General features: G+C 35.2%; 18 protein-coding genes. 5 read left to right on the forward strand and 13 right to left on the reverse strand.

Features of this window, described 5'->3' with window-relative positions; all coding sequences use genetic code 11:
- Nucleotides 1-7: 7 nt before the first annotated feature.
- On the reverse strand, nt 8-520 hold the full coding sequence (locus tag P0Y62_16310) for a YceI family protein (GenBank protein ID WEK69384.1): 513 nt from the start codon (nt 518-520) through the stop codon (nt 8-10).
- A 368-nt stretch (nt 521-888) separates the two neighbouring features.
- Between P0Y62_16310 and P0Y62_16315 the strand changes: the two genes are divergently transcribed.
- On the forward strand, nt 889-3,030 hold the full coding sequence (locus tag P0Y62_16315; GenBank protein WEK69385.1) for a DPP IV N-terminal domain-containing protein: 2,142 nt from the start codon (nt 889-891) through the stop codon (nt 3,028-3,030).
- A 237-nt stretch (nt 3,031-3,267) separates the two neighbouring features.
- Nucleotides 3,268-4,293, forward strand: coding sequence for an LLM class flavin-dependent oxidoreductase (locus tag P0Y62_16320; protein ID WEK69386.1), 1,026 nt, complete (start codon nt 3,268-3,270; stop codon nt 4,291-4,293).
- A gap of 73 nt (nt 4,294-4,366) precedes the next feature.
- Here the strand turns inward: P0Y62_16320 and P0Y62_16325 are convergent, their stop codons facing one another.
- The 10 genes from P0Y62_16325 to P0Y62_16370 all read right to left on the reverse strand — a co-directional run bounded on the left by P0Y62_16325 (nt 4,367) and on the right by P0Y62_16370 (nt 14,387).
- A complete protein-coding gene (locus tag P0Y62_16325) occupies nt 4,367-4,864 on the reverse strand; it encodes a hypothetical protein (protein ID WEK69387.1) in 498 nt (165 codons plus the stop codon).
- 83 nt (nt 4,865-4,947) lie between these two features.
- Nucleotides 4,948-5,982 carry a T9SS type A sorting domain-containing protein gene (locus P0Y62_16330; GenBank protein ID WEK69388.1) on the reverse strand — a complete coding sequence of 345 codons (1,035 nt, stop codon included), beginning with the start codon at nt 5,980-5,982 and terminating at the stop codon, nt 4,948-4,950.
- 20 nt (nt 5,983-6,002) lie between these two features.
- Complete coding sequence (locus tag P0Y62_16335; protein WEK69389.1) at nt 6,003-6,647, reverse strand: hypothetical protein; 645 nt, start codon at nt 6,645-6,647, stop codon at nt 6,003-6,005.
- A gap of 136 nt (nt 6,648-6,783) precedes the next feature.
- Nucleotides 6,784-7,518, reverse strand: coding sequence for an intradiol ring-cleavage dioxygenase (locus tag P0Y62_16340; protein WEK69390.1), 735 nt, complete (start codon nt 7,516-7,518; stop codon nt 6,784-6,786).
- Between the two features lie 216 nt (nt 7,519-7,734).
- Entirely contained in the window at nt 7,735-8,409 is a 675-nt protein-coding gene (locus P0Y62_16345) for a LytTR family DNA-binding domain-containing protein (protein WEK69391.1), read from the reverse strand.
- Nucleotides 8,406-9,491 (reverse strand): histidine kinase, encoded by a 1,086-nt coding sequence (locus P0Y62_16350; GenBank protein ID WEK69392.1) that lies wholly within the window; start codon nt 9,489-9,491, stop codon nt 8,406-8,408. The genes P0Y62_16345 and P0Y62_16350 overlap by 4 nt, the downstream gene beginning before the upstream one ends.
- A gap of 9 nt (nt 9,492-9,500) precedes the next feature.
- The gene (locus tag P0Y62_16355; protein WEK69393.1) at nt 9,501-9,947 is read right to left on the reverse strand and encodes a hypothetical protein; all 447 of its coding nucleotides are present in this window, start codon (nt 9,945-9,947) and stop codon (nt 9,501-9,503) included.
- A gap of 47 nt (nt 9,948-9,994) precedes the next feature.
- The gene (locus tag P0Y62_16360) at nt 9,995-13,033 is read right to left on the reverse strand and encodes an AAA family ATPase (GenBank protein WEK69394.1); all 3,039 of its coding nucleotides are present in this window, start codon (nt 13,031-13,033) and stop codon (nt 9,995-9,997) included.
- Nucleotides 13,030-14,238: an exonuclease SbcCD subunit D gene (locus P0Y62_16365; protein ID WEK69395.1), complete on the reverse strand. Its 1,209-nt coding sequence runs from the start codon at nt 14,236-14,238 to the stop codon at nt 13,030-13,032. The genes P0Y62_16360 and P0Y62_16365 overlap by 4 nt, the downstream gene beginning before the upstream one ends.
- Nucleotides 14,235-14,387, reverse strand: coding sequence for a hypothetical protein (locus P0Y62_16370; GenBank protein WEK69396.1), 153 nt, complete (start codon nt 14,385-14,387; stop codon nt 14,235-14,237). The genes P0Y62_16365 and P0Y62_16370 overlap by 4 nt, the downstream gene beginning before the upstream one ends.
- A gap of 137 nt (nt 14,388-14,524) precedes the next feature.
- Between P0Y62_16370 and P0Y62_16375 the strand changes: the two genes are divergently transcribed.
- From P0Y62_16375 to P0Y62_16385, 3 genes are all read left to right on the forward strand, one after another.
- Entirely contained in the window at nt 14,525-15,325 is an 801-nt protein-coding gene (locus P0Y62_16375; GenBank protein WEK69397.1) for a hypothetical protein, read from the forward strand.
- A gap of 40 nt (nt 15,326-15,365) precedes the next feature.
- Nucleotides 15,366-15,611, forward strand: coding sequence for a VF530 family protein (locus tag P0Y62_16380; protein WEK69398.1), 246 nt, complete (start codon nt 15,366-15,368; stop codon nt 15,609-15,611).
- Between the two features lie 121 nt (nt 15,612-15,732).
- Nucleotides 15,733-16,233 (forward strand): peptidylprolyl isomerase, encoded by a 501-nt coding sequence (locus P0Y62_16385; GenBank protein WEK69399.1) that lies wholly within the window; start codon nt 15,733-15,735, stop codon nt 16,231-16,233.
- Between the two features lie 189 nt (nt 16,234-16,422).
- Here P0Y62_16385 and P0Y62_16390 read toward each other — a convergent pair whose 3' ends face one another.
- Both P0Y62_16390 and P0Y62_16395 read right to left on the reverse strand, forming a co-directional pair.
- Nucleotides 16,423-16,800 carry a YchJ family protein gene (locus P0Y62_16390; protein ID WEK69400.1) on the reverse strand — a complete coding sequence of 126 codons (378 nt, stop codon included), beginning with the start codon at nt 16,798-16,800 and terminating at the stop codon, nt 16,423-16,425.
- Nucleotides 16,801-17,176: 376 nt separating this feature from the next.
- Nucleotides 17,177-19,315 (reverse strand): M3 family metallopeptidase, encoded by a 2,139-nt coding sequence (locus P0Y62_16395; GenBank protein WEK69401.1) that lies wholly within the window; start codon nt 19,313-19,315, stop codon nt 17,177-17,179.
- Between the last annotated feature and the right edge of the window lies 1 nt (nt 19,316).

A 19,316-nucleotide genomic window follows, 5' to 3' on the forward strand; every position in this document is an offset into this window, starting at 1 on the left:
TTAAAAATTAAGCTTGCTTTACGAACTGTAATTCACCTGCCAATTTTACCTCATCGCTTACCATTACACCTCCTGCTTCAAGAGCTGCATTCCAGTTCAATCCAAAATCTTTTCTGTTGATTTTTCCTTCAAAAGAGAATCCTGCTTTTGTATTTCCCCATGGATCTACGTTAACTCCGTTAAAATCTACGTCAAGGCTTACAGGTTTTGTAATTCCGTTGATTGTAAGGTTTCCTGTAACTTTTCCGTTCAATGACTGAGCATCGAAAGTGATGGTAGGATTAGCTTCAGCGTTAAAAAACTCTGCAGATTTTAAGTGATTATCTCTGTCTGTATTGTGCGTAGAAATAGAGGCAGTCTGAATCGTTGCAGTCGTTTTAGCATTAGCAAATCTATCATCATCAGCTTCGATTTCTGCATTGAAGTTAGTGAAGTTTCCTTTGATATTAGAAATCATCATGTGTTTTACTTTAAAAGTAATTTCACTATGCGCTGGGTCTAGGTTCCATTTTGTTGCCATTGTATAAATGTTTTTATTGTTATTGTATGATGCAAATTTATATCAAGAGACAGATACAAGTCATTGATTTAGGATAAGAAATGATTTCTGTTTTTATTTTTTAATGGGACATTTATTATTTATTAAAATAGATTTCCGCGACGCTGTCATTTCGACAATAGGAGAAATCTAAATTACGATCAACAGATTCTTCATTTCATTCAGAATGACAAGCACAAAAAACGGACAATCATATGTCTGATAAACTCACCATTAAGGTAAGAAATAAATTTCTATCTGCTTATTAATATCGTTTTATAATCTTTTATTTTAACATTTCTTAACGTGTGGGTTTTATTTCTTATTTTTGATGGATTCAATTTTTTACAATGAAATTACATAAGTTTTCTTTATTGATGCTGGTTTTGGGGAGTTCAGCATTTGCTCAGACCCAAAAATTTACGATGGCGGAGGCTGTTAATGGTTTAAGAAGCAATCTTGCAGTGAAAAATATTTCTCAGTTTTCGTGGTCGAATGACGGGAAATCATATATTCAGGCGGTGAATGGCGGATATCTAATCACCGATTTAAAAACAAGCAGACAGGATACGTTAGTGTCTTTGTCACAGTTAAATAAAAGCCTTGCGAATAATAAGCTTAAAGCGATTCCGCAGATTAAATTTGTAAGCAATTCTAGCGGTTATTTCAATTCTGATAATCAGATGATCTGGGTTGAAAAATCAGGAAACGACTGGAAAGTAAAAAATGCGGTTACCATAGATAAAGATGCTTCAAATATCAAGATCTTCGGAGATAATGAGACTTTTGCTTTCACGGCAAAAAACAATCTATTTATTAATAAAAGCGGAAAGACCATTGCGGTAACGAATGATTCTAACGAAAACATTCTGAACGGTGCAGCCAATGTTCACAGAAACGAATTCGGAATTGATACAGGAATTTTCCCTGCGCCCAATTCTGAAAGTGTAGCTTTTTACAGAATGGATCAGACCATGGTTGCAGATTATCCGATCATTGACTGGTCAGTAACTCCGGCTGTCAATCACAATATTAAATATCCGATGGCGGGGCAGACTTCGCACCAGGTAACGTTAGGTGTGTTTAATATCAAAACGCAGTCAACGACTTTCTTAAATATTGAAGGAGAAAAAGATCAGTATTTAACTGCTGTTACCTGGAGTCCGGATTCAAAATATATTTTTGTTGCGGTATTGAACAGAGGCCAGAATCATATGAAAATGAATCAGTATGATGCTGCTACCGGAAATTTAGTAAAAACTTTATTTGAGGAAACTAACGATAAATATGTTGAACCGCAACATCCGTTAACGTTCTTCCCGAATTCCAATACGGATTTTATCTGGCAGAGTCAGAGAACAGGGTACAATCATTTATTCCACTATAGCTTAGAAAAAGGCTTGATCGCACAGATTACGAAAGGAGACTGGTTGGTAACGGATATTTTAGGATTTAGTGAAAGTAAAAAGGAAATTTATTTCGCTTCTACTAAAGAAACTCCTTTAGAAAAACATTTATACAGAATCAACTGGACGAATTTCAAAATGCAGAGAATGGATAATGCAGAAGGAGTTCACGCAGGAATTTTAAGTAAGGATGGAAATTATCTTTACGATTCTTACAGCAACGCTACCACACCGAGAATTGTAAATGTTATTAATACAACAACATTAAAATCAACGAATCTTCTTACTGCTGAAAATACATTAAAAAATTACCAGAGACCGGAGATCAAAAGTGTGAATTTCAAAACGGATGACGGTACGATCCTGTATGGGAAAATGATTCTTCCGACAGATTTTGATGCCAGTAAAAAGTATCCGGCTATCGTTTATCTATACAACGGACCACATTTGCAATTAATTACCAATACATTCCCGGCTTCAGGAAACCTTTGGTATGAATATATGGCTCAAAACGGGTATATCATCTTCACCATGGACGGAAGAGGTTCTGCCAATCGCGGTCTGAAATTCGAACAGGCTGTATTCAGAAACTTAGGAACAACAGAAATGAACGATCAGATGAAAGGAGTGGAATATTTACAGTCACTTCCTTATGTAGATTCTGAAAGGTTGGGAATCAACGGATGGAGCTTTGGAGGATTCATGACGACAAGTTTTATGCTTCGTAAACCGGATGTATTTAAAGTAGGAGTAGCAGGAGGACCTGTAATTGACTGGAGCATGTATGAAATCATGTATGGAGAAAGATATATGGATACTCCACAGGAAAATCCACAAGGCTATGCAATGGCTAATCTTTTAGATAAAGTTCAGAACTTAAAAGGAAAACTGCTAATGATTCACGGAGCGCAGGATGATGTGGTCGTTTGGCAACATTCGGTTAAATTTATCAAAGCAGCAGTAGATAATGGTGTTCAGTTGGACTACTTTGTTTATCCCGGACATCCGCATAATGTAATCGGAAAAGACAGGGTACATTTAATGCAGAAAATCACAGATTATTTTGATCAGAACCTAAAGAAATAAATAGTTAAATCCAGCCAATGAGGTTGGATTTTTTGTTTCTCATCCATAATATGTCATCGTGTAATATTAATAACACCGCTGTCATTCCGAGTAAAGAGGAACCTACTTCTTTTATGAATAGATTCTTCATTTTATTCAGAATGACACGAACAATAGTAAAGTATGAATCATTCTTATCAAAGATCAATGCATCTGAAAGGTAAGAAACTTAATTTTGTATCACTAAAAATCAACAATATGGAATTAGGAATAGGAATGTTTGGAGATCTTTCATTAGATCAGACAACCGGAAAATATAGAGATGCAGGAGTAAAAATTCATGAAATCCTTGAACAGGTAAAATTCATGGATGAGGTAGGAATTGACGTTTTTGCGATGGGAGAACATCACCGTCCCGATTATGCCGTTTCGTCCCCTGAAATTGTTTTGGCAGCAGCAGCAAGTATTACAAAAAATATAAAATTGGCAAGTGGTGTTACGGTTTTAAGTTCATCCGAGCCGGTAAAAGTATATGAGGACTTTTCGACTTTAGATTTGATTTCTGACGGTCGTGCAGAGATTTTCGTTGGAAGAGGAAGTTTTATAGAATCTTTCCCTTTATATGGCTATTCTCTGAATGATTACGAACAGCTTTTTGATGAAAAATTAGAATTGTTGCTAAAGATCAATTCAGAAGAAAATGTTTCCTGGTCTGGAAAATTACGCGCACCGATGCAAAATCAAACGGTTTATCCGAGAGCTAAAAATGACGGAAAATTATCGATCTGGAGAGCGGTTGGAGGAACTCCACAATCTGTTTTGAGTGCTGCACAGTTAGGAATGCCTTTAGTGGTGGCCATTATTGGTGGAATGCCTATCCAGTTTAGAAATTTAATTGAATTTTATAAGCAGGAATATAAAAAAGCAGGTCACGATGTAGATAAAATGCAGATTGCGATCCATTCGCATACGTTTGTGAGCGATGATCAAAAAGTAGTGGACGGATATTTCCATAATTATAAATCTCAGATGGACAGAATTGGTGCTTCCAGAGGTTGGGCACCTTACACAAAAATGCAGTATGACGGAGGAAGAAGCAAAGATGGAGCATTATTTATCGGAAGTCCGGCTGAAGTAGCTGATAAAATAACGTATATGAAAGAAATCTTCGGAATTACAAGATTTATCGGTCATATGGATGTTGGAGATCCTTCACATGATATCATGATGAAATCAATCGAATTGTTTGGTAATGACGTGAAGCCACTCATTAAAAACTTATAAAATAAACCGCCGCTGAAATTTTCAGCGGCGGTTCTCTTAAAAAAACAGTTATCGTACTTATAATGAAAAAATATTAAAAAGGAGTGTAACTGGAAATGGCTACTTGTGGATGAAAAGCAAACATAAATGTTTCAAAACTTTCACCAGATACATTTTTACTTAAGAGGTATTTATTGTCAATAATATCGATCAATAATAATTGTGGAGAGTAGAAGGTGATGCCTATTTTATGTTTTGAAGGATCTTCTATATTGGAACTGATGAGGTCAAGTTTAAAATTTTCAATAGGAAAAAATGTATTTCCTAAAACGTCCGGAAGGCTTTTAATTTCCCCATTAAGCTGAGAAATATAATTGGTTGCTGAAGCGCTCAGTAAAAATGGAATTCTCCCGGCGTGCGGATTTTTTGCTAACAGCTCCCAAAAGTTTTTCACCGGATTTTCTTTATCGTCGAAAACCTGATGCTGAACTTTATATTCAAAGAAAGTATCTTCAAAGATATATTTGTCCCAGACCATTGTGGAACTTTGATCGATCAAAATCCGAAATGCTAGCTTTATTTTCGCTTTCATGAATTACAATGTTAAATAAACAGGGCGGTTTTAATTCCACCCTGACTCTTAAATAAATGATATGAATTTAATACTCAAAAGTATTAATGAACGAGAACTTTAAGATTCTCGATTAATGTTCCTTTTGAATTGTCAATAGTAATTTTTGCTACATACATTCCTGATTTCAGTTGATTTCTGCTCATCTTTATTTCCTGTTTTCCAGCGGAAAGATTTTGATGGTCAATTACTCCCAAAACCTTTCTTCCGCTTGCGTCAAATAAATTAATACTCACTGTCGATTTTTCATCAAGAAAAAGAGGGAAAACTGTTTCCTCACGGAAAGGGTTGGGATAATTTTGTTTCACCTGATGATTTTTTGGATTCGAAACTTCTTGTGTTCCAAGAACAGCCCCTGCAACATATATCGTATGAGTTAAGGTATAACCACCCGACAGCGAACCTGTCACAGTGCTCATTTCATTACTTGTTCCGTCAGAAAATACATTGTCTGTACTGTTGTAGGTGTATCCGGTCATTCCTTTTGTATATCCGTAAGAAGTCCCATTCACATTAACGTCGTACACTGCACTCGTAGTTCCTTCAGGAAATGCAATTTGAGTTACCAACAAAGAGGTTCCGTCTGCTTTGTAGATATGAACATGAATATGTGTTGCTCTGCTTTGGTACCATCCCGGAAAAATACTGGTAAAAGTTACCAGACCATTAGCATCGGTAGTTTGCCTGCCGCGAAGAAAATGATAATTGGTATAATTGGAAGACTGCATTGAAGTTCCTTCGTATTCGGAGTAGTTTCCGTCTTTATCACAATGCCATACATCTACCAGTACTCCTTGATATGCTGCACAGTTGGCATTGGTATTTTTGATATAAATATTCATCGTGAAAGCGACTCCTGTTCTGTCACTTACAATATTACTTTGTACAAGACTTGATGGAGTATGGGTAGGAAAGGGGCCTTCCGTTTCCGAGTTTGTAACACTACAGCTTAGCGTATTTTTTAATACCTCTGTCAAAGGTTTTTCTTCCGGAAATATTTCAGATCTAAGCAGACTGGGAACAGCAACAGCAACACCTGCCAATCCTAGGGAATTTCTTAAAAAATTTTTTCTATCCATTGTTTATTGTTTTTGTGAGACTAAATTTCTAAAAAAATTAAAAGTGCATTTTCACTCAATGCTTCAAATTCTAAAGTTTCAATTTCTGAAAGAAGAATCGCATCACGGGCTTCCAGAAGCCTGTTTTGAAATTCAAAAGCACCGTTGATGACCATTCCGAAAATGGAACTTCCTTTAGTATGAAGAGCATATTTCTGTTCTTTTCGTCCCTCATAAAGTCCTATAAAATTGGGAATCTTTAAATTATTGGAAATCTGATGCAGAATATTTCTTCTATTTAAATCTAACCCTTCAATAGTAAAAGCGTTCTCAAGATTTTTACTTTTAAATTCTAAAATGAGAACGTCGGCTTTTTCATTCGTAAGATTATTTTTGATCGTTATCGCATTTTGTTCAATGGACTGTAAAGAGAAAGTTTCTTTTGGGGAAATCGCTTTTTCAAAATCATTGATTAGAATTTCGCCATACAAAATAATGATGAGAAGATTGTTTTTTTCTCTGTAGGCAAATTCATAACTTCCACTTTCGGGCAAAACAATTTCTGTGACTTTTCTTAGTTTTAAGGGATCTTCACCGGAAAAGAACTCATTTACTGCACAAGAGTTAACTTCTTTCCAGACTGAAAAATCAGATTTAAATATTCTTGATGGACTTTGAACTAACATAATTTTACATCTTAAAATTTCCACACAGCACAGACAAATACTTTGCTTTTAGTTTAACACACACTCTCAGCTTTTACCTGTACACATCTGCGCTTTTGTGGAAACGACTAATATTAATACCTCTCTCTTCTTAGATCTAAGCCGAAACTTTTATAGTGTGAGTCAGAGCAAAACCTCCGCTAACACTTCCCGAAATGCTTGACATTTCGTTTGATGTTCCGTCACTGAATACATTATCACTTGCATTATAAGTATAACCGCTCATTCCTTTATATCCGGTACTTGCCGCGACTAAAGCTACAGCGCTGTCACTTCCTTCAGGAAATGCAATTTGTGTTACCAAAAGCGATTGCCCTGAAGTATTGTAAATATGTACATGAATATGAGTTGCTCTGCCACTGTACCAACCTGGAAAAATTGAAGTAAAACTCACTTGCCCGTTAGCATCAGTAGTCTGTCTTCCTCTTAGAAAATGTACAGACGTATAATTTGCAGACTGCATTGAAGTTCCTCCGTATTCCGAATAATTTCCGTCTTTGTCACAATGCCAGATATCTACAATAGCACCCTGCAAATTTGCACAACCGGCATTTACATTCTGGACGGTAATCGTGATGCTGAAAGCAACTCCCGTCCTGTCACTTACAATATTGCTCTGAACCAAAGTTGAAGGTGACTTTGTAGGAAAGGGCCCCTCAGTTTCAGTGTTCGTAACAGAGCATCCTGTTGAAGATGATCCTGAAACGGTAGAAGAGGAATCGGTAATGACATCATCATCACTTCCACAATGGATTAAAATGGGTGCTGCAACTGCTGTTACACCTGCTAAACCCAGATTTTTCAAAAATCCTTTTCTTGACATCGTTTTCATAATACGGGTTTTTAGGGTTAATACTGAAAATCAATAAGGATGAATATTCATCTGTTTGAATTTCCTGTATCAAATGTATTTTCAAAAAACGGTCTTCAGAAATTTATGAGGTAAACGATGTAAATGTGTCGGTAAATTTACTGTTGAAACAAAATTGAGAAATATGAAAACTTTAAAATGTTTTAGGACAAACAATTTTGCTTGTTGGTGTTCCTGTTATTTGTTCAGGATTTTCATTACCGTGTCTTTATAGGTTTCTCCGATGGGAATAATAAAGCCTCCGATATGAATATTACGGTTGACTATGGTTTTAATACTGTTTATGGGAACGATATAAGAGCGGTGAACACGGACAAAATCTTTATCAGAAAGTTTTTCCAGAATATTTTTCATAGAAGAACGTGCTGTTATTTTAGTATGATCGGTTAAATGAATCTGAATATAATCATCCAGACCTTCTATCAATAGAATATCATCGAAATTGATTTTATGAAGCTTATAATCCGCACGAATAGAAAGATGTTTAACTTCATTGGTTTCAGGATTGATTTTTACTTTATCTACCGCGGCTTTGAATCTTTCGAAAGAAAAAGGTTTCAGCAGATAATCTACGGCATTAATGCTGAATGCATCTACAGCATATTCCGAATAAGCCGTTGTAAAGATCACCTTTGTGTTCTGAGAAATACTTTTATAAAAATCCATGCCGTTTTTAGAAGGCATTTCTATGTCTAAGAAAATAAGATCAACCGGAAATTTGTTGAGGTATTTTTGGGCATCACTCTGGATATTGAATGTTCTTTCAAGTGAAAGATTTTCAATTTTTCCGGCATAATTCTCAATAATCCTCAAGGCAAGAATTTCGTCGTCCAAAGCAATGGCTTTTATCATATCAAATTAATTTTTAAATCTACTTCAAAGGTATTTCCCGTATTGTTTATTTTTAAAGTGTGTTTTGAAGGATATACCTGTTGTAAATGTTCAATCGTATTTTTTAAACCAATTTTCAGGCTGTTCTCATTTGTAATGTTTTGATTGACAATATTATTAAAGATGTGAAAGTGTAGTACTTCTTCCTGAATAATAATCTTTACGGATATTTTTGAATTCTTTTCAGCATTGAAACCGTATTTGAAAGCATTTTCAATAAAATTAACCAAAATAAAAGGAGCAATCTGCCCATCTTTATTTTCACCGATCTCTGTATAAGAAAAATCTAAGCTGCTGTCTGTTCGTATCAATTGTAGAGCTATATAATCTTTAAGGTATTCAATTTCTTTGCTGAGCTCTACAAAATCTTTGCTGCTTTCCTGAACGACATACCGCATTACATTCGAGAGTTTTAAAATTCCGTTGGGAGTGTCATCAGATTTTAATAAAGCTAAAGAATAAATAGAATTTAGTATGTTAAATAAAAAATGAGGCTGAAGCTGATATTTTAGGTTTAATAACTCCGCCTTAGCTTTAGAACGTTCCAATTCCTTTTTTTCAATATTCCTATAAATAAATAGTGAAGATAGAAAAGAGAAAAGAAAAGGGAGAACGGAAGGAAAAATCATTTGCAGATAAGATGTCTCATTTCTGGGACCAAAATGTTCAAATGGTCTTTTTCCGATAGGTGGAGGAGGAAAATTTTCATGAGGATGCATTTGAGGAGGTCTCACCTGGATCATAGAGGATTGAGAAGAAAAGATGTTCGCAGAACTGAGATAATTAGGAATAAAAACCATAATTCCGAAACATATCAAAATACAGGCTGCTAAAGGTAAATATTTTTTTTTGCTGTAAAATCGGGGAAGAAAAATATTGAGATTCAGGTAGAAAAAAATAATAACCAGTATGAAACGGATAAATTCCCTCTGAAATGGAGAAACCCTGAAAACCGATAATGTTCCGTCGAAATCAGGAGAAGAAACGATCGGAATGGTTAGCAGTAGGGGAATCAGAATGATATGAGGCCAGATTTTTTTCACATGAAATAATTAATGGCTGTTCAATTGATTTTTATAATCATTTAAAAGTGCTGCCAGTTTTTTTGCAGACATTCCGTAAGTGTCGGGAAAAGCTCCTTGTTTGGATTTGATTTTAGACAGTTTTAAAAACTTTTCATCAATATCAAACATAACCAGTTTGTTAACAAAGATCTGTTTTGTTGTAAAGCCGTTTATAACCTGCCACGGAATAAATGTGGTTCTGAAAAGGCTTTTCATTTCAAGACCCCTTTCGTCAATCTTCAGATAAGAAGTATTGGGAATAAGATTGATGGAAAAAACAATTAAACTGATTCCGAAAAGAAAAATAGTAAGAATGGCAATCCAGAGATTTCTCTCAATAAGCGTAATTCCCATACAGATAAATCCGATACTGATGAGAATCAGGATAATATTTTTTAATTTTCCGGGTCTTAAAGTAAGGGGTAAATTTTGCATTGTAGTTTTTAATAATTCAAATGTATAAAAAAGAAATTATGAATTTTCTAAATAAATTCAATTAAACTTCCACGCTCTTCATCTTTTATAATATTCAGTGCAACAGGGATTTTTTCTTTCAGCTCTTCCACGTGAGATATAATGCCGACCATCCGGTTTTCCTTTTGAAGATTCATCAGAGTTTCAAATACGATATTCACCGATTCAATATCCTGGGTTCCGAAACCTTCGTCTATGAAAAAGAAATTAGATTCTGATTGTGCATTACTCTGAACACTTTCTGCCAAAGCCAGGGCAAGGCTAAGAGAAACCTGAAATGCCTGTCCTCCGGAAAGAGTCTTCACACTTCTGCTTCTGCCTTCATTCAAATAATCTATAATTTCAAAATCGTTGTTTTCATTTAATTGCAAGCTGAGCTGATTCCTTGTCATCCGATGAAATCTTACATTGGCATGATCACACAATTGACGCAGATAAATGGATGAAACATATTGTACAAAACCAGCTCCTTTGAAAAGATTGGTCATAATTTTCAGGTTTTCTGCACGCTTTTGCAGTTCCGACCAATTCTTTAAAAGATTTTCTTTTTTCTTAAACTCGATTTCCAGCCTTTCAATCTCCGCTGTGATTTTTACCACTGCATTATTGGCTGTTTTTACATCATTTTCAAAAGACCTGAATTGATTTTCAACGGCTAAAAATTCTTCCTCATTATAGGAAAAGTCCTTCAATTTGGACTCAAATTCAAGGATGCTGTTTTTAAGCGTTTCAAACTGAATTCTGAATTGCTGTATTGTATTTCTCGTTTCCTGAACATTGATCTGTTGTGCAAGAATTTGCTGAATTTCATCTAAATGATTGAACTGTTTTTCTGCCAAAGCTTTTCCCAAAAGATCTTTATTATCCGAGATTTCCTTTTCCAGTTCAGAAATTCTTTTTTCCAGTTGAGAAACCATTGTTTTCTGTTCTGCAAGGCGGGGAGCAATTTCTTTTTCCTCTTTTATAAGCTGCTGATAATTCTCTTCAGTTTCAAGATTGGAACGGGATAATGTGTTGAAAATTTCTTCAACTTCTGCAATGGTTTTTTTCTTGTAATCCAGCCACTGTAAAACTTTTAAATTCCCTTCATTTGTTTTGATCTGCTCTTCTTTTTTTGCTTCATCAAGTCTGAATTTTTCTAGTGCTTTATTGTAACTGTCAAGATGTTCTCTTTCTTTATCAAGGTTTTTCTGCTCCAGAGCGATTTGAAGATTCAGCTCATCAATCTGTTTTTCAATCGAAAAGGATTGTTGGCGTTTTTCTTCAAACTCATTTTGATTTTCAGGATTAAATTCTTTCCAGTTGAAATTTTTAAGATGCTCTTCAATCGTATTTTGAATTTGTTTCAGGATGTCTTCTTCAGATTTCAGCTGTTCTTCAAAAATTTTCTTCCGGTCAAGAATCTTTTCAAGATCCAGAAACTGTTTTTGAATGTTTTCTTCATCAATGTCAATCTGTTCAATTTTTTTCTGAATTTCATTCATTTCTGAGTTGACATCATCAAACGCTACAATATTCGGATGTTCCAGAGCTCCACAAAGCGGACAAGATTCCCCATCATGCAATTCATTGGCAAAGTGCGCCAGTTTTTGCTGCACTTCAAGATGGTTTTTCTTGTCAGAAAGAGATTTTTTCTGTTTTTTTAGAGTTTCAATCTGAAGGTTAAAATCATTTCTGAACGTTTCAGGATTGATTTCAAAGGGTTTCAGCTCTTCCGATATTTTTTCAATTTCAGTTTTCTTTAAAACAATTTTTTTAATTTGTACTTCAAGCGTTTCAGTCAGTTTTTTTCTTTCCAGGAACCAGTTCCCTACATTCAATAGCAAATGGGAATCTAGTTTTTTCGGTTTTAAAAGCTCGATGTTTTTTGAAAGCCCTTCAATTTTTTGCTGAATTAATTTTTGACCGGCTTCAACTTCTTTTACTTTTATTGAACCTTTTTCAGTTCGAACCTTTAAAGTTTTAATTTCCTCAGAGAATTTCAGCATCTGGAGAACCAGACTCAAATCTTGTTCCTGAAATTTGGATTCATTTAACGCCTCATATTTAGGTTGAATCGCAGAAAGTTTATTTTTTGTATTTTCAAATTGAGTTTCGGTTTCCTGTAAAATTTTGAACTGATGTTCTTTGTTTTTCTGCTGATCCGAAATTTCTTTTTCAAGCTTATCCTTTTCAGAAAGCAAAGGTGTGAAAATCCTGAAAATACCATCGTAGATTTCAGTTTTTCTTTCTAAGATGTCAATTTCAGTTTTCTTTTGCGCCAGTTTTTCAAAATCAGTTTTTTTTTGTTGAAGAAGCTCAATATCGGCTTTCAGGTTTTTGAGTTTTGAATATTTCTCTTCTGTTTCTTTAAAAACTTTCTGTATCTCATTAAACTTCAACTGTTCGGCTTTTAAATACTCTTTCTGAGCTGAAATCTGCTCTTCATTTACTTCTTCAAAACCTTTAAGCTGTCCTTCCAGCTGATCCAGCTCCGATCTGTTTTTTATATGTAAGGCAGAAACATTATGTTGCAGATCAAAACGCTGAAGGCTGAAGATTTCCTTCATCATATTGGTCCGTTCGGTTGCACCGAGTTCTATAAACTCTTTGAATTGTCCTTGAGGAATGATGATGGTCCGTTTAAAGTTGGCATAGCTCAGTCCAACCAGCTTTTCTGAGTTGGAATGCTCCAGTGGAACCCAGTTTTCGTTTTTCCATTCGTAGAATACGACATTCGGGGTCTTTACATCTTCAAAGTTTTTAGAATTACGTCTGAACTCTCTTGTAGCACGGAATTTTTTATTTTCATAATTAATAAAATCAAACTCGATATAGGATCTGTTTGATTTTAAGTTCATCATATTGTAGGTACGTTTGTCTCTTGCATTCAGTCTCTCGGTTTCTCCATAAAGTGAAAAAGAAATGGCTTCCAGAATAGACGATTTTCCGGAACCTACCGAACCGAAAATTCCAAAAATCCCTGCTTCTGTAAGGTTTTGAAAATCGATTTTCTGACGTTCCTGATAAGAATAAAGACCTTCTAAAGTAAGTTGAATAGGAATCATGATGGATTAAGAATTTCATTAAACAGATTGATCAAGTCTTCATTGGCTTCCTGTCCGCCATTTTTAGATTTAAAATAATCTCTGAACAACGTCTGGATATCCTGGTTGAGATTGATGTCACCAAGTTGATTTTCATCGGTATCCATATTTTTTATTTTGGGAATCAGATATACAATTCCGTTATGGGATTGATACAGTAATTTTCTTTCTTCGGCTTTTAAATAAGTTTCACTTTCTAACGTCAGTTCAACCAGAGCATTTTGATTTTCACTCAGCCATTCTATAGCGCTTTCTACGCTTTGAAAGGTTTTTCGGACTAATGGTTTTCCATTTTTTAATGTGACTTTTTCATAGGTAATCTGCTGTCCGGGTTCCGCGTTAATAATCGAAACATATTTCGTCTGTCCAGCTTCACTGAAACTATAACATAAAGGTGAGGAAGAATAAACAACAGGCTTTTCTTCTGTTCCTATATTTTTAAAACCATGAAGATGCCCCAAAGCAGTATATTGGATCTGATCCGGAATACTGTCCGAAAAAACAAGATCTGCATTTCCTATTTTGAGAGGTTTCTCTCCTTCGGGTTCATCGAGAAGCGGAGCTCCTTTTTTATTCATATACAAATGAGTCATCAAAAGATTGATTCCGTTGCCATCACAGAATTCATCGGCCGTTTCTTTCCAGTGTTTTTCCAGTATATTATTGAGTTCTGCTTCTTTATTTTCACCGAAATATTCTTTTAAACGAATTTCGTTTGCATAAGGGGTGTGAAGTAAACGGACAGGGGAAGAATGACCTTTTAACTGCAATTCTAAAAATCCCGCCGCTGATTTTGAAATTTTAAAATCTCCCAAGGCAAAAGGAGTAATTTTTGCTTTGGGATAACCGATCAGGATAATACCGCATTCTCTTGCCAAAGGATCCGGAGCATCAATAAAGCTGGGAGAATCATGGTTTCCAGAAATGGCAATTACAGGACGTTTCCCGTTAAGAGAAAGTCTTTTTAAGGTTTTATAAAAAAGTTCAACAGCTTCAGTTGAAGGATTGAAATTATCGAACAAATCTCCGGCAATCAGGACCAGATCAACATTTTTTTCATCGGCAATCTCGACAATTTCATTCATCACCGAAACCTGTTCTTCTATTCTGGAAAAACGATCCAGACGTTTCCCTAAATGCCAGTCGGCGGTGTGCAGGATTTTCATAATGTATTATCAGATTCTCTCGCTTTAAAATCTTCTCTGATTTGTTTCAGACGTGCTTTTCTTTCGGCTTCCGCATTCTGTATCTTCCGCTTTTTATTGTCGATTTTCTTTTTATGCAATTTTCTGTTGGCGTCTGTATTTCTACTCATCTTAGCTGGTTTTAGGTGAACGGTAAAATGGAATATTTAACCTCAGCGATTTCATAGGGTAAATGTAAGAAACTAAAAAGGCAAAGTGAAATTTCCGATTGAAAATGTTATTCGCTATTTTTGAAAAAACTAATTTTATGAAAAATATTCTATCTGTACTTTTTATTTTGTTTGCAGTTTTATTCAATGCTCAAAATCTGGAAAAAATTTCGAAGGAAATTAATGAAGAAGGGATTGCTTTGTACCGAAGTGAAATGGCAAGCTGGTATGGGACAGATCTTTTTATTGCTAATTACGGAAAAAAAGAAAATATTGGCGGGTATTTTTCATATGTTGATGATGTTCCGAAGTGTATTTTTTTCTCAAAAGATCAAAAAGTGATTGGTACTATCTCATTTCCTACCAATTATGATCCCAAAAATGCCAATCTTGATTTAAAAGAAAGGGGTTTTACTCCGATAGAAGCTGAATATTTTACAATCAGACAGAATGCTTTAAAAAGAATTCAGAACGATACAATTTTTAAAGTCTATAAAAATACAAGCCTAAATATTGTTCCGCTTATTAAAAATAAAGTAAAAAAAGTATATGTACTTACAGGACCTTCTGTAAATAACGTTGTTGTATTTGGGAATGACTATCTGATTACTTTTGATAATAAAGATCAGGTGAAGAATGTTGAAAAGCTCCATAATAGCTTGATTGTTCAAAACATTAATGATGAAAAAGTAGGGAAAACAATCAGTGGAGTACATACCCATATTTTAGAAAATTGGCTTGCGATGACTCCAACTGATATTTGTACACTAATGTTATATCATAAGTTTACAGATTGGGAAAGTTATTTTACTACGTCTAAAAAATATACGAGTATTTGGAATGCGAATAATAATCTTGTGATTATGAAAACTGAAGATTTTGAAAAGATGAACAAATAAGTTGAGAGAAAAGGGAAATAATAATGTAAAATAACAATAGATGGAACAACAATCAAAAGATCCGCTTCACGGAAAAAGACTGGATGCTATTCTTGAGGAACTGGTAGAGTATTATCAGGGATTTGAAAAACTGGGTGAGCAGATCAACATCAAATGCTTTACGGATAATCCAAGTATCAGTTCATCTTTGAAGTTTCTGAGAAAAACACCCTGGGCAAGAACCAAAGTGGAGAGTTTGTATCTCTTCGTTTTAAGACAGAAAAAAAAGGAAGAAAAAAATAAGTAAGATTAGAGCTAGATAAGATTTTCTTAAGTTTTTTCAGAGTATTTTATCAGAATCAATCATTTCAAAAAAGACTATATTTGTCAAAATTAATCGTGAGCAGATCACGAAAAAAAGAAAAAATATGACAATTGAAAACAATCATGTTGTAGCGGTAAGCTACATTCTTCACACCATCGAAGAAGATGGAAGTAAGATTTTAGTAGAGGAAACAACAGCAGAAAATCCACTTACATTTTTATATGGTGTAGGAATGATGATTCCGAAGTTCGAACAGAATATTCTTGGTTTGAAAGCAGGTGATAAAGCTGCATTTGTGATTCAGCCGGAAGAAGCATATGGTGAAAGACATCCTGACTCTATTGCGCAGCTTCCTCTTGAGATGTTCAACGAAGCAGGAGTTCCGCCGGTAGGAGCTATTTTGCCTTTATCAGACAATCAGGGGAATAATTTCCAGGCTATTGTTGTAGAGGTAACTCCGGAAGCTGTAGTAGCAGATCTTAATCATCCTATGGCAGGGAAGACTTTGGATTTCCAGGTGGAGATTTTAAATACACGTCCTGCAACAGAAGAAGAGTTGTCACACGGTCATGCTCATGGAATTGACGGAAACGAAGCTCACTAAGAGGCTCTTTTTTATAATATAATGTCCGGCTTTTTTCAGTCGGACATTTTTATTGATATTTCTGATCTTCTTTTTGTCGTGTAACTGTCATTCGTGAATGTAATGAAGAATCTTTAATAATAGATTTCTCCTTTCGTCGAAATGACACATCTCTAAAAATATGATTGAAAACGAATTGGCAATTTTATTTTAATCTAAAAACTCACCGGTCACATAATACCATCGGTTCTGTATCATTTTGAACTGCGACAATTCATGATGAACCTGCTGTTTTCCGTCTTCGTCGGTATAAAAGGCTTTAAATTCAACTTTATTCATCGAAGGTTTGCTTACGATTTCCAGTTTTGTCCATTCATTGATTTCTCCCCATTCCTGCAAATCTTTCGTGTTATGAAATTGCCTTTTGCTGGGAGAAGTTGTTTCTATTAAATATTTTCCATTCGGAATCGCAAATGCAGAAAACCTTGAACGCATTAATGCTTCTGCGGTAGGAGCATGTTTTTCTCCGGTATGATAAGGTTTACAGCAGTCTTCGTAAGATTTTCCTGAACAGCAGGGACAATTCATTTTTTCTGGATTTAAAGCACAAATTTACGCGAATATTTTTTCAGAAGTTTTGATTTTTATTTTCTCCCATGGATTTTGAAGATCGTACAGATGCTTGTGTTTAAATTTTATATGGTGTTTTTAAATTTGCGTAATTAGCGAGATCCGCGAGACAATAGATATTGTCATATCATTTATGAAAAATAAGTTCCGTTTTTTATTTTCTCCCACAGATTTTACAGATCGCACAGATGTTTGTGTAAAATTATGATGCTATCAAATCTGTGTAATTAGTGAGATCTGTGGGAGAAAAGATATATCATGTCATTTGTGAAAAATGATTATGTCATTAATGTTTCAATAAAAAAAGCATCCAAAACTGAATGCTTTTAAAAATTTATTTAATAAAACCTCTGTTTCTCAATAAAGGTTTAATATCAGGATCGTGTCCTGTAAAATCTCTGAATGCCTGGTTCAGATCAACAGAATTTCCTACAGAAAGAATATATTTTCTGAAACGGTCTCCGTTTTCTCTGGTCAGTCCGCCATTCTTTGAAATCCATTCCCAAGCGTCATTATCCAATGTTTCTGACCATAAGTAAGCATAATATCCTGCTGAATAGCCTCCTCCCCAAATATGTGCAAAATAAGGCGTATGATATCTTGGAGGAACTGTTGCTAAAGTGAATCCGTGTTTTGCCAGTGATTGTTTTTCGAAGTCCAAAACAGGAATAAGTTCGCTTTCATTGGTTACCGTATGCCAATCCATATCCAATTCAGCGGCAGAAACCAATTCAGTGGTCATGTACCCTTGATTAAAGGTAGCTGCTTTTTTAATTTTATCAACTAGAGCCTGTGGAATGGGTTGTTTCGTTTGGTAATGAAGGGCGTAGTTTTTCAGAACTACCGGATCTAAAGCCCAGTGTTCGTTAATTTGCGAAGGGAATTCTACAAAATCTCTAGGTACATTCGTTCCTGAAAGAGAAGGGTATTTCTGGCTTGCAAACATCCCGTGAATAGAGTGACCAAACTCGTGGAAAATTGTGGTTACATCATCATAGCTGATTAATGAAGGTTTTCCCGGAGCAGGTTTCTGATAATTGTAGCAGTTGACAATGACTGGTTTTGTTCCTAAAAGATAAGACTGCTCAACAAAATTGCTCATCCATGCACCTCCGTTTTTAGAATCTCTTGTGTAGAAATCCAGGTAATAAATGGCGATAGACTTACCGTCGTGGTCGAAGACTTCGTACGTCACAACATCAGGATGATATACCGGAAGGTCCGTTCTTTTTTTGAAGGTTAATCCATAAAATTTTTCAGCCGCGAAGAAAACTCCTTTTTCCAACACGGTTGTAATTTCAAAATAAGGTTTTATTTCACTTTCATCAAGATCAAATTTTGCCTTTCTAACCTGTTCCGCGTAAAAATTCCAGTCCCAAGGTTCAAGTTTGAAACCTCCTTTCTGCTGATCAATCAGATCCTGAATATCTTTAGCTTCACGTCTTGCCGTTTCTACAGCAGGTGTTGCAATCTGGTTCATTAATTTGGTGGCAGCTTCGGGAGTTTTAGCCATCTGATCCTGTAATTTCCACTCTGCGAAACTTTTTTTACCTAACACCTGAGCTTTTTTAAGTCTCAGATTAGCCAATTTTTCAATGGTTTCTCTGGTATCGTTTGCGTCTCCTTTTTCAGCTCTCAGCCAGGATGCTTTGAATAATTTTTCTCTTGTTGCTCTGTTTTTCAGATTTTGCAGAAGAGGTTGTTGTGTAGTATTTTGTAAAGCTAATAAATATTGACCAGGCTTTCCTGCATTTTTAGCATCACTTGCAGCGGCAGCAATTTCATCAGCAGAAAGTCCGTCCAGTTCTTTTGCATCGGTAAAGAAAACTCCACCCTGCTTTCTCGCTTCCAATAACTTGTTTGAGTATTGGGTAGAAAGGGATGCTAATTCCTGATTGATCTGCTTTAATTTCTCTTTATCAGCAGAAGAAAGGTTTGCGCCCGCAATTTCGAAGTTTTGTTTATAATATTGTAATAGTCTTTTGCTTTCAGCATCTAACCCGTTTTCAGAAATCGCTTTGATTCTCTTATAAAGATTCTCATTCAGATACATTTTATCGGAGTGAGCCGCAAAAATCGGAGCATATTCTTCATCTAAAGCCTGTAAAGTAGGATTGGTATTCGCACTTGTAAGGTTTGAGAATACAATCATGGCTCTTTTTAAAATTTCACCGCTTTTTTCCAAAGCAACGATGGTGTTTTCAAAAGTAGGAGCATCAGGATTATCGGCGATACCTAAGATCTGAGAATCATGTTGCTTGAGTCCGAAATCAAAAGCAGGTTTAAAATGTTCATTTTTAATTTTATCAAACTCGGGAGCTTCATACTGAAGCTTGCTTTTCTTTATAAAAGGGTTTGATGCGAGTGAGGCAGGAATAAAAAGTTCCTTTTGAGTATCGGCTTTTTTCATTGTAGTACAAGAGTAGTTAAATGCTAATGCAGAAATTAATAATACCGATGTAATATTTTTCATA

The organism is Candidatus Chryseobacterium colombiense (genome assembly GCA_029203185.1).
Lineage (GTDB): Bacteria > Bacteroidota > Bacteroidia > Flavobacteriales > Weeksellaceae > Chryseobacterium > Chryseobacterium colombiense.

What these genes read in the sequence shown, in the direction of transcription:
- P0Y62_16310 (WEK69384.1), bottom strand. Translation starts at nt 520, where the DNA reads ATGGCAACAAAATGGAACCTAGACCCAGCGCATAGTGAAATTACTTTT.
- P0Y62_16315 (WEK69385.1), top strand. Translation starts at nt 889, where the DNA reads ATGAAATTACATAAGTTTTCTTTATTGATGCTGGTTTTGGGGAGTTCA.
- P0Y62_16320 (WEK69386.1), top strand. Translation starts at nt 3,268, where the DNA reads ATGGAATTAGGAATAGGAATGTTTGGAGATCTTTCATTAGATCAGACA.
- P0Y62_16325 (WEK69387.1), bottom strand. Translation starts at nt 4,864, where the DNA reads ATGAAAGCGAAAATAAAGCTAGCATTTCGGATTTTGATCGATCAAAGT.
- P0Y62_16330 (WEK69388.1), bottom strand. Translation starts at nt 5,982, where the DNA reads ATGGATAGAAAAAATTTTTTAAGAAATTCCCTAGGATTGGCAGGTGTT.
- P0Y62_16335 (WEK69389.1), bottom strand. Translation starts at nt 6,647, where the DNA reads ATGTTAGTTCAAAGTCCATCAAGAATATTTAAATCTGATTTTTCAGTC.
- P0Y62_16340 (WEK69390.1), bottom strand. Translation starts at nt 7,518, where the DNA reads ATGAAAACGATGTCAAGAAAAGGATTTTTGAAAAATCTGGGTTTAGCA.
- P0Y62_16345 (WEK69391.1), bottom strand. Translation starts at nt 8,409, where the DNA reads ATGATAAAAGCCATTGCTTTGGACGACGAAATTCTTGCCTTGAGGATT.
- P0Y62_16355 (WEK69393.1), bottom strand. Translation starts at nt 9,947, where the DNA reads ATGCAAAATTTACCCCTTACTTTAAGACCCGGAAAATTAAAAAATATT.
- P0Y62_16360 (WEK69394.1), bottom strand. Translation starts at nt 13,033, where the DNA reads ATGATTCCTATTCAACTTACTTTAGAAGGTCTTTATTCTTATCAGGAA.
- P0Y62_16365 (WEK69395.1), bottom strand. Translation starts at nt 14,238, where the DNA reads ATGAAAATCCTGCACACCGCCGACTGGCATTTAGGGAAACGTCTGGAT.
- P0Y62_16370 (WEK69396.1), bottom strand. Translation starts at nt 14,387, where the DNA reads ATGAGTAGAAATACAGACGCCAACAGAAAATTGCATAAAAAGAAAATC.
- P0Y62_16375 (WEK69397.1), top strand. Translation starts at nt 14,525, where the DNA reads ATGAAAAATATTCTATCTGTACTTTTTATTTTGTTTGCAGTTTTATTC.
- P0Y62_16380 (WEK69398.1), top strand. Translation starts at nt 15,366, where the DNA reads ATGGAACAACAATCAAAAGATCCGCTTCACGGAAAAAGACTGGATGCT.
- P0Y62_16385 (WEK69399.1), top strand. Translation starts at nt 15,733, where the DNA reads ATGACAATTGAAAACAATCATGTTGTAGCGGTAAGCTACATTCTTCAC.
- P0Y62_16390 (WEK69400.1), bottom strand. Translation starts at nt 16,800, where the DNA reads ATGAATTGTCCCTGCTGTTCAGGAAAATCTTACGAAGACTGCTGTAAA.
- P0Y62_16395 (WEK69401.1), bottom strand. Translation starts at nt 19,315, where the DNA reads ATGAAAAATATTACATCGGTATTATTAATTTCTGCATTAGCATTTAAC.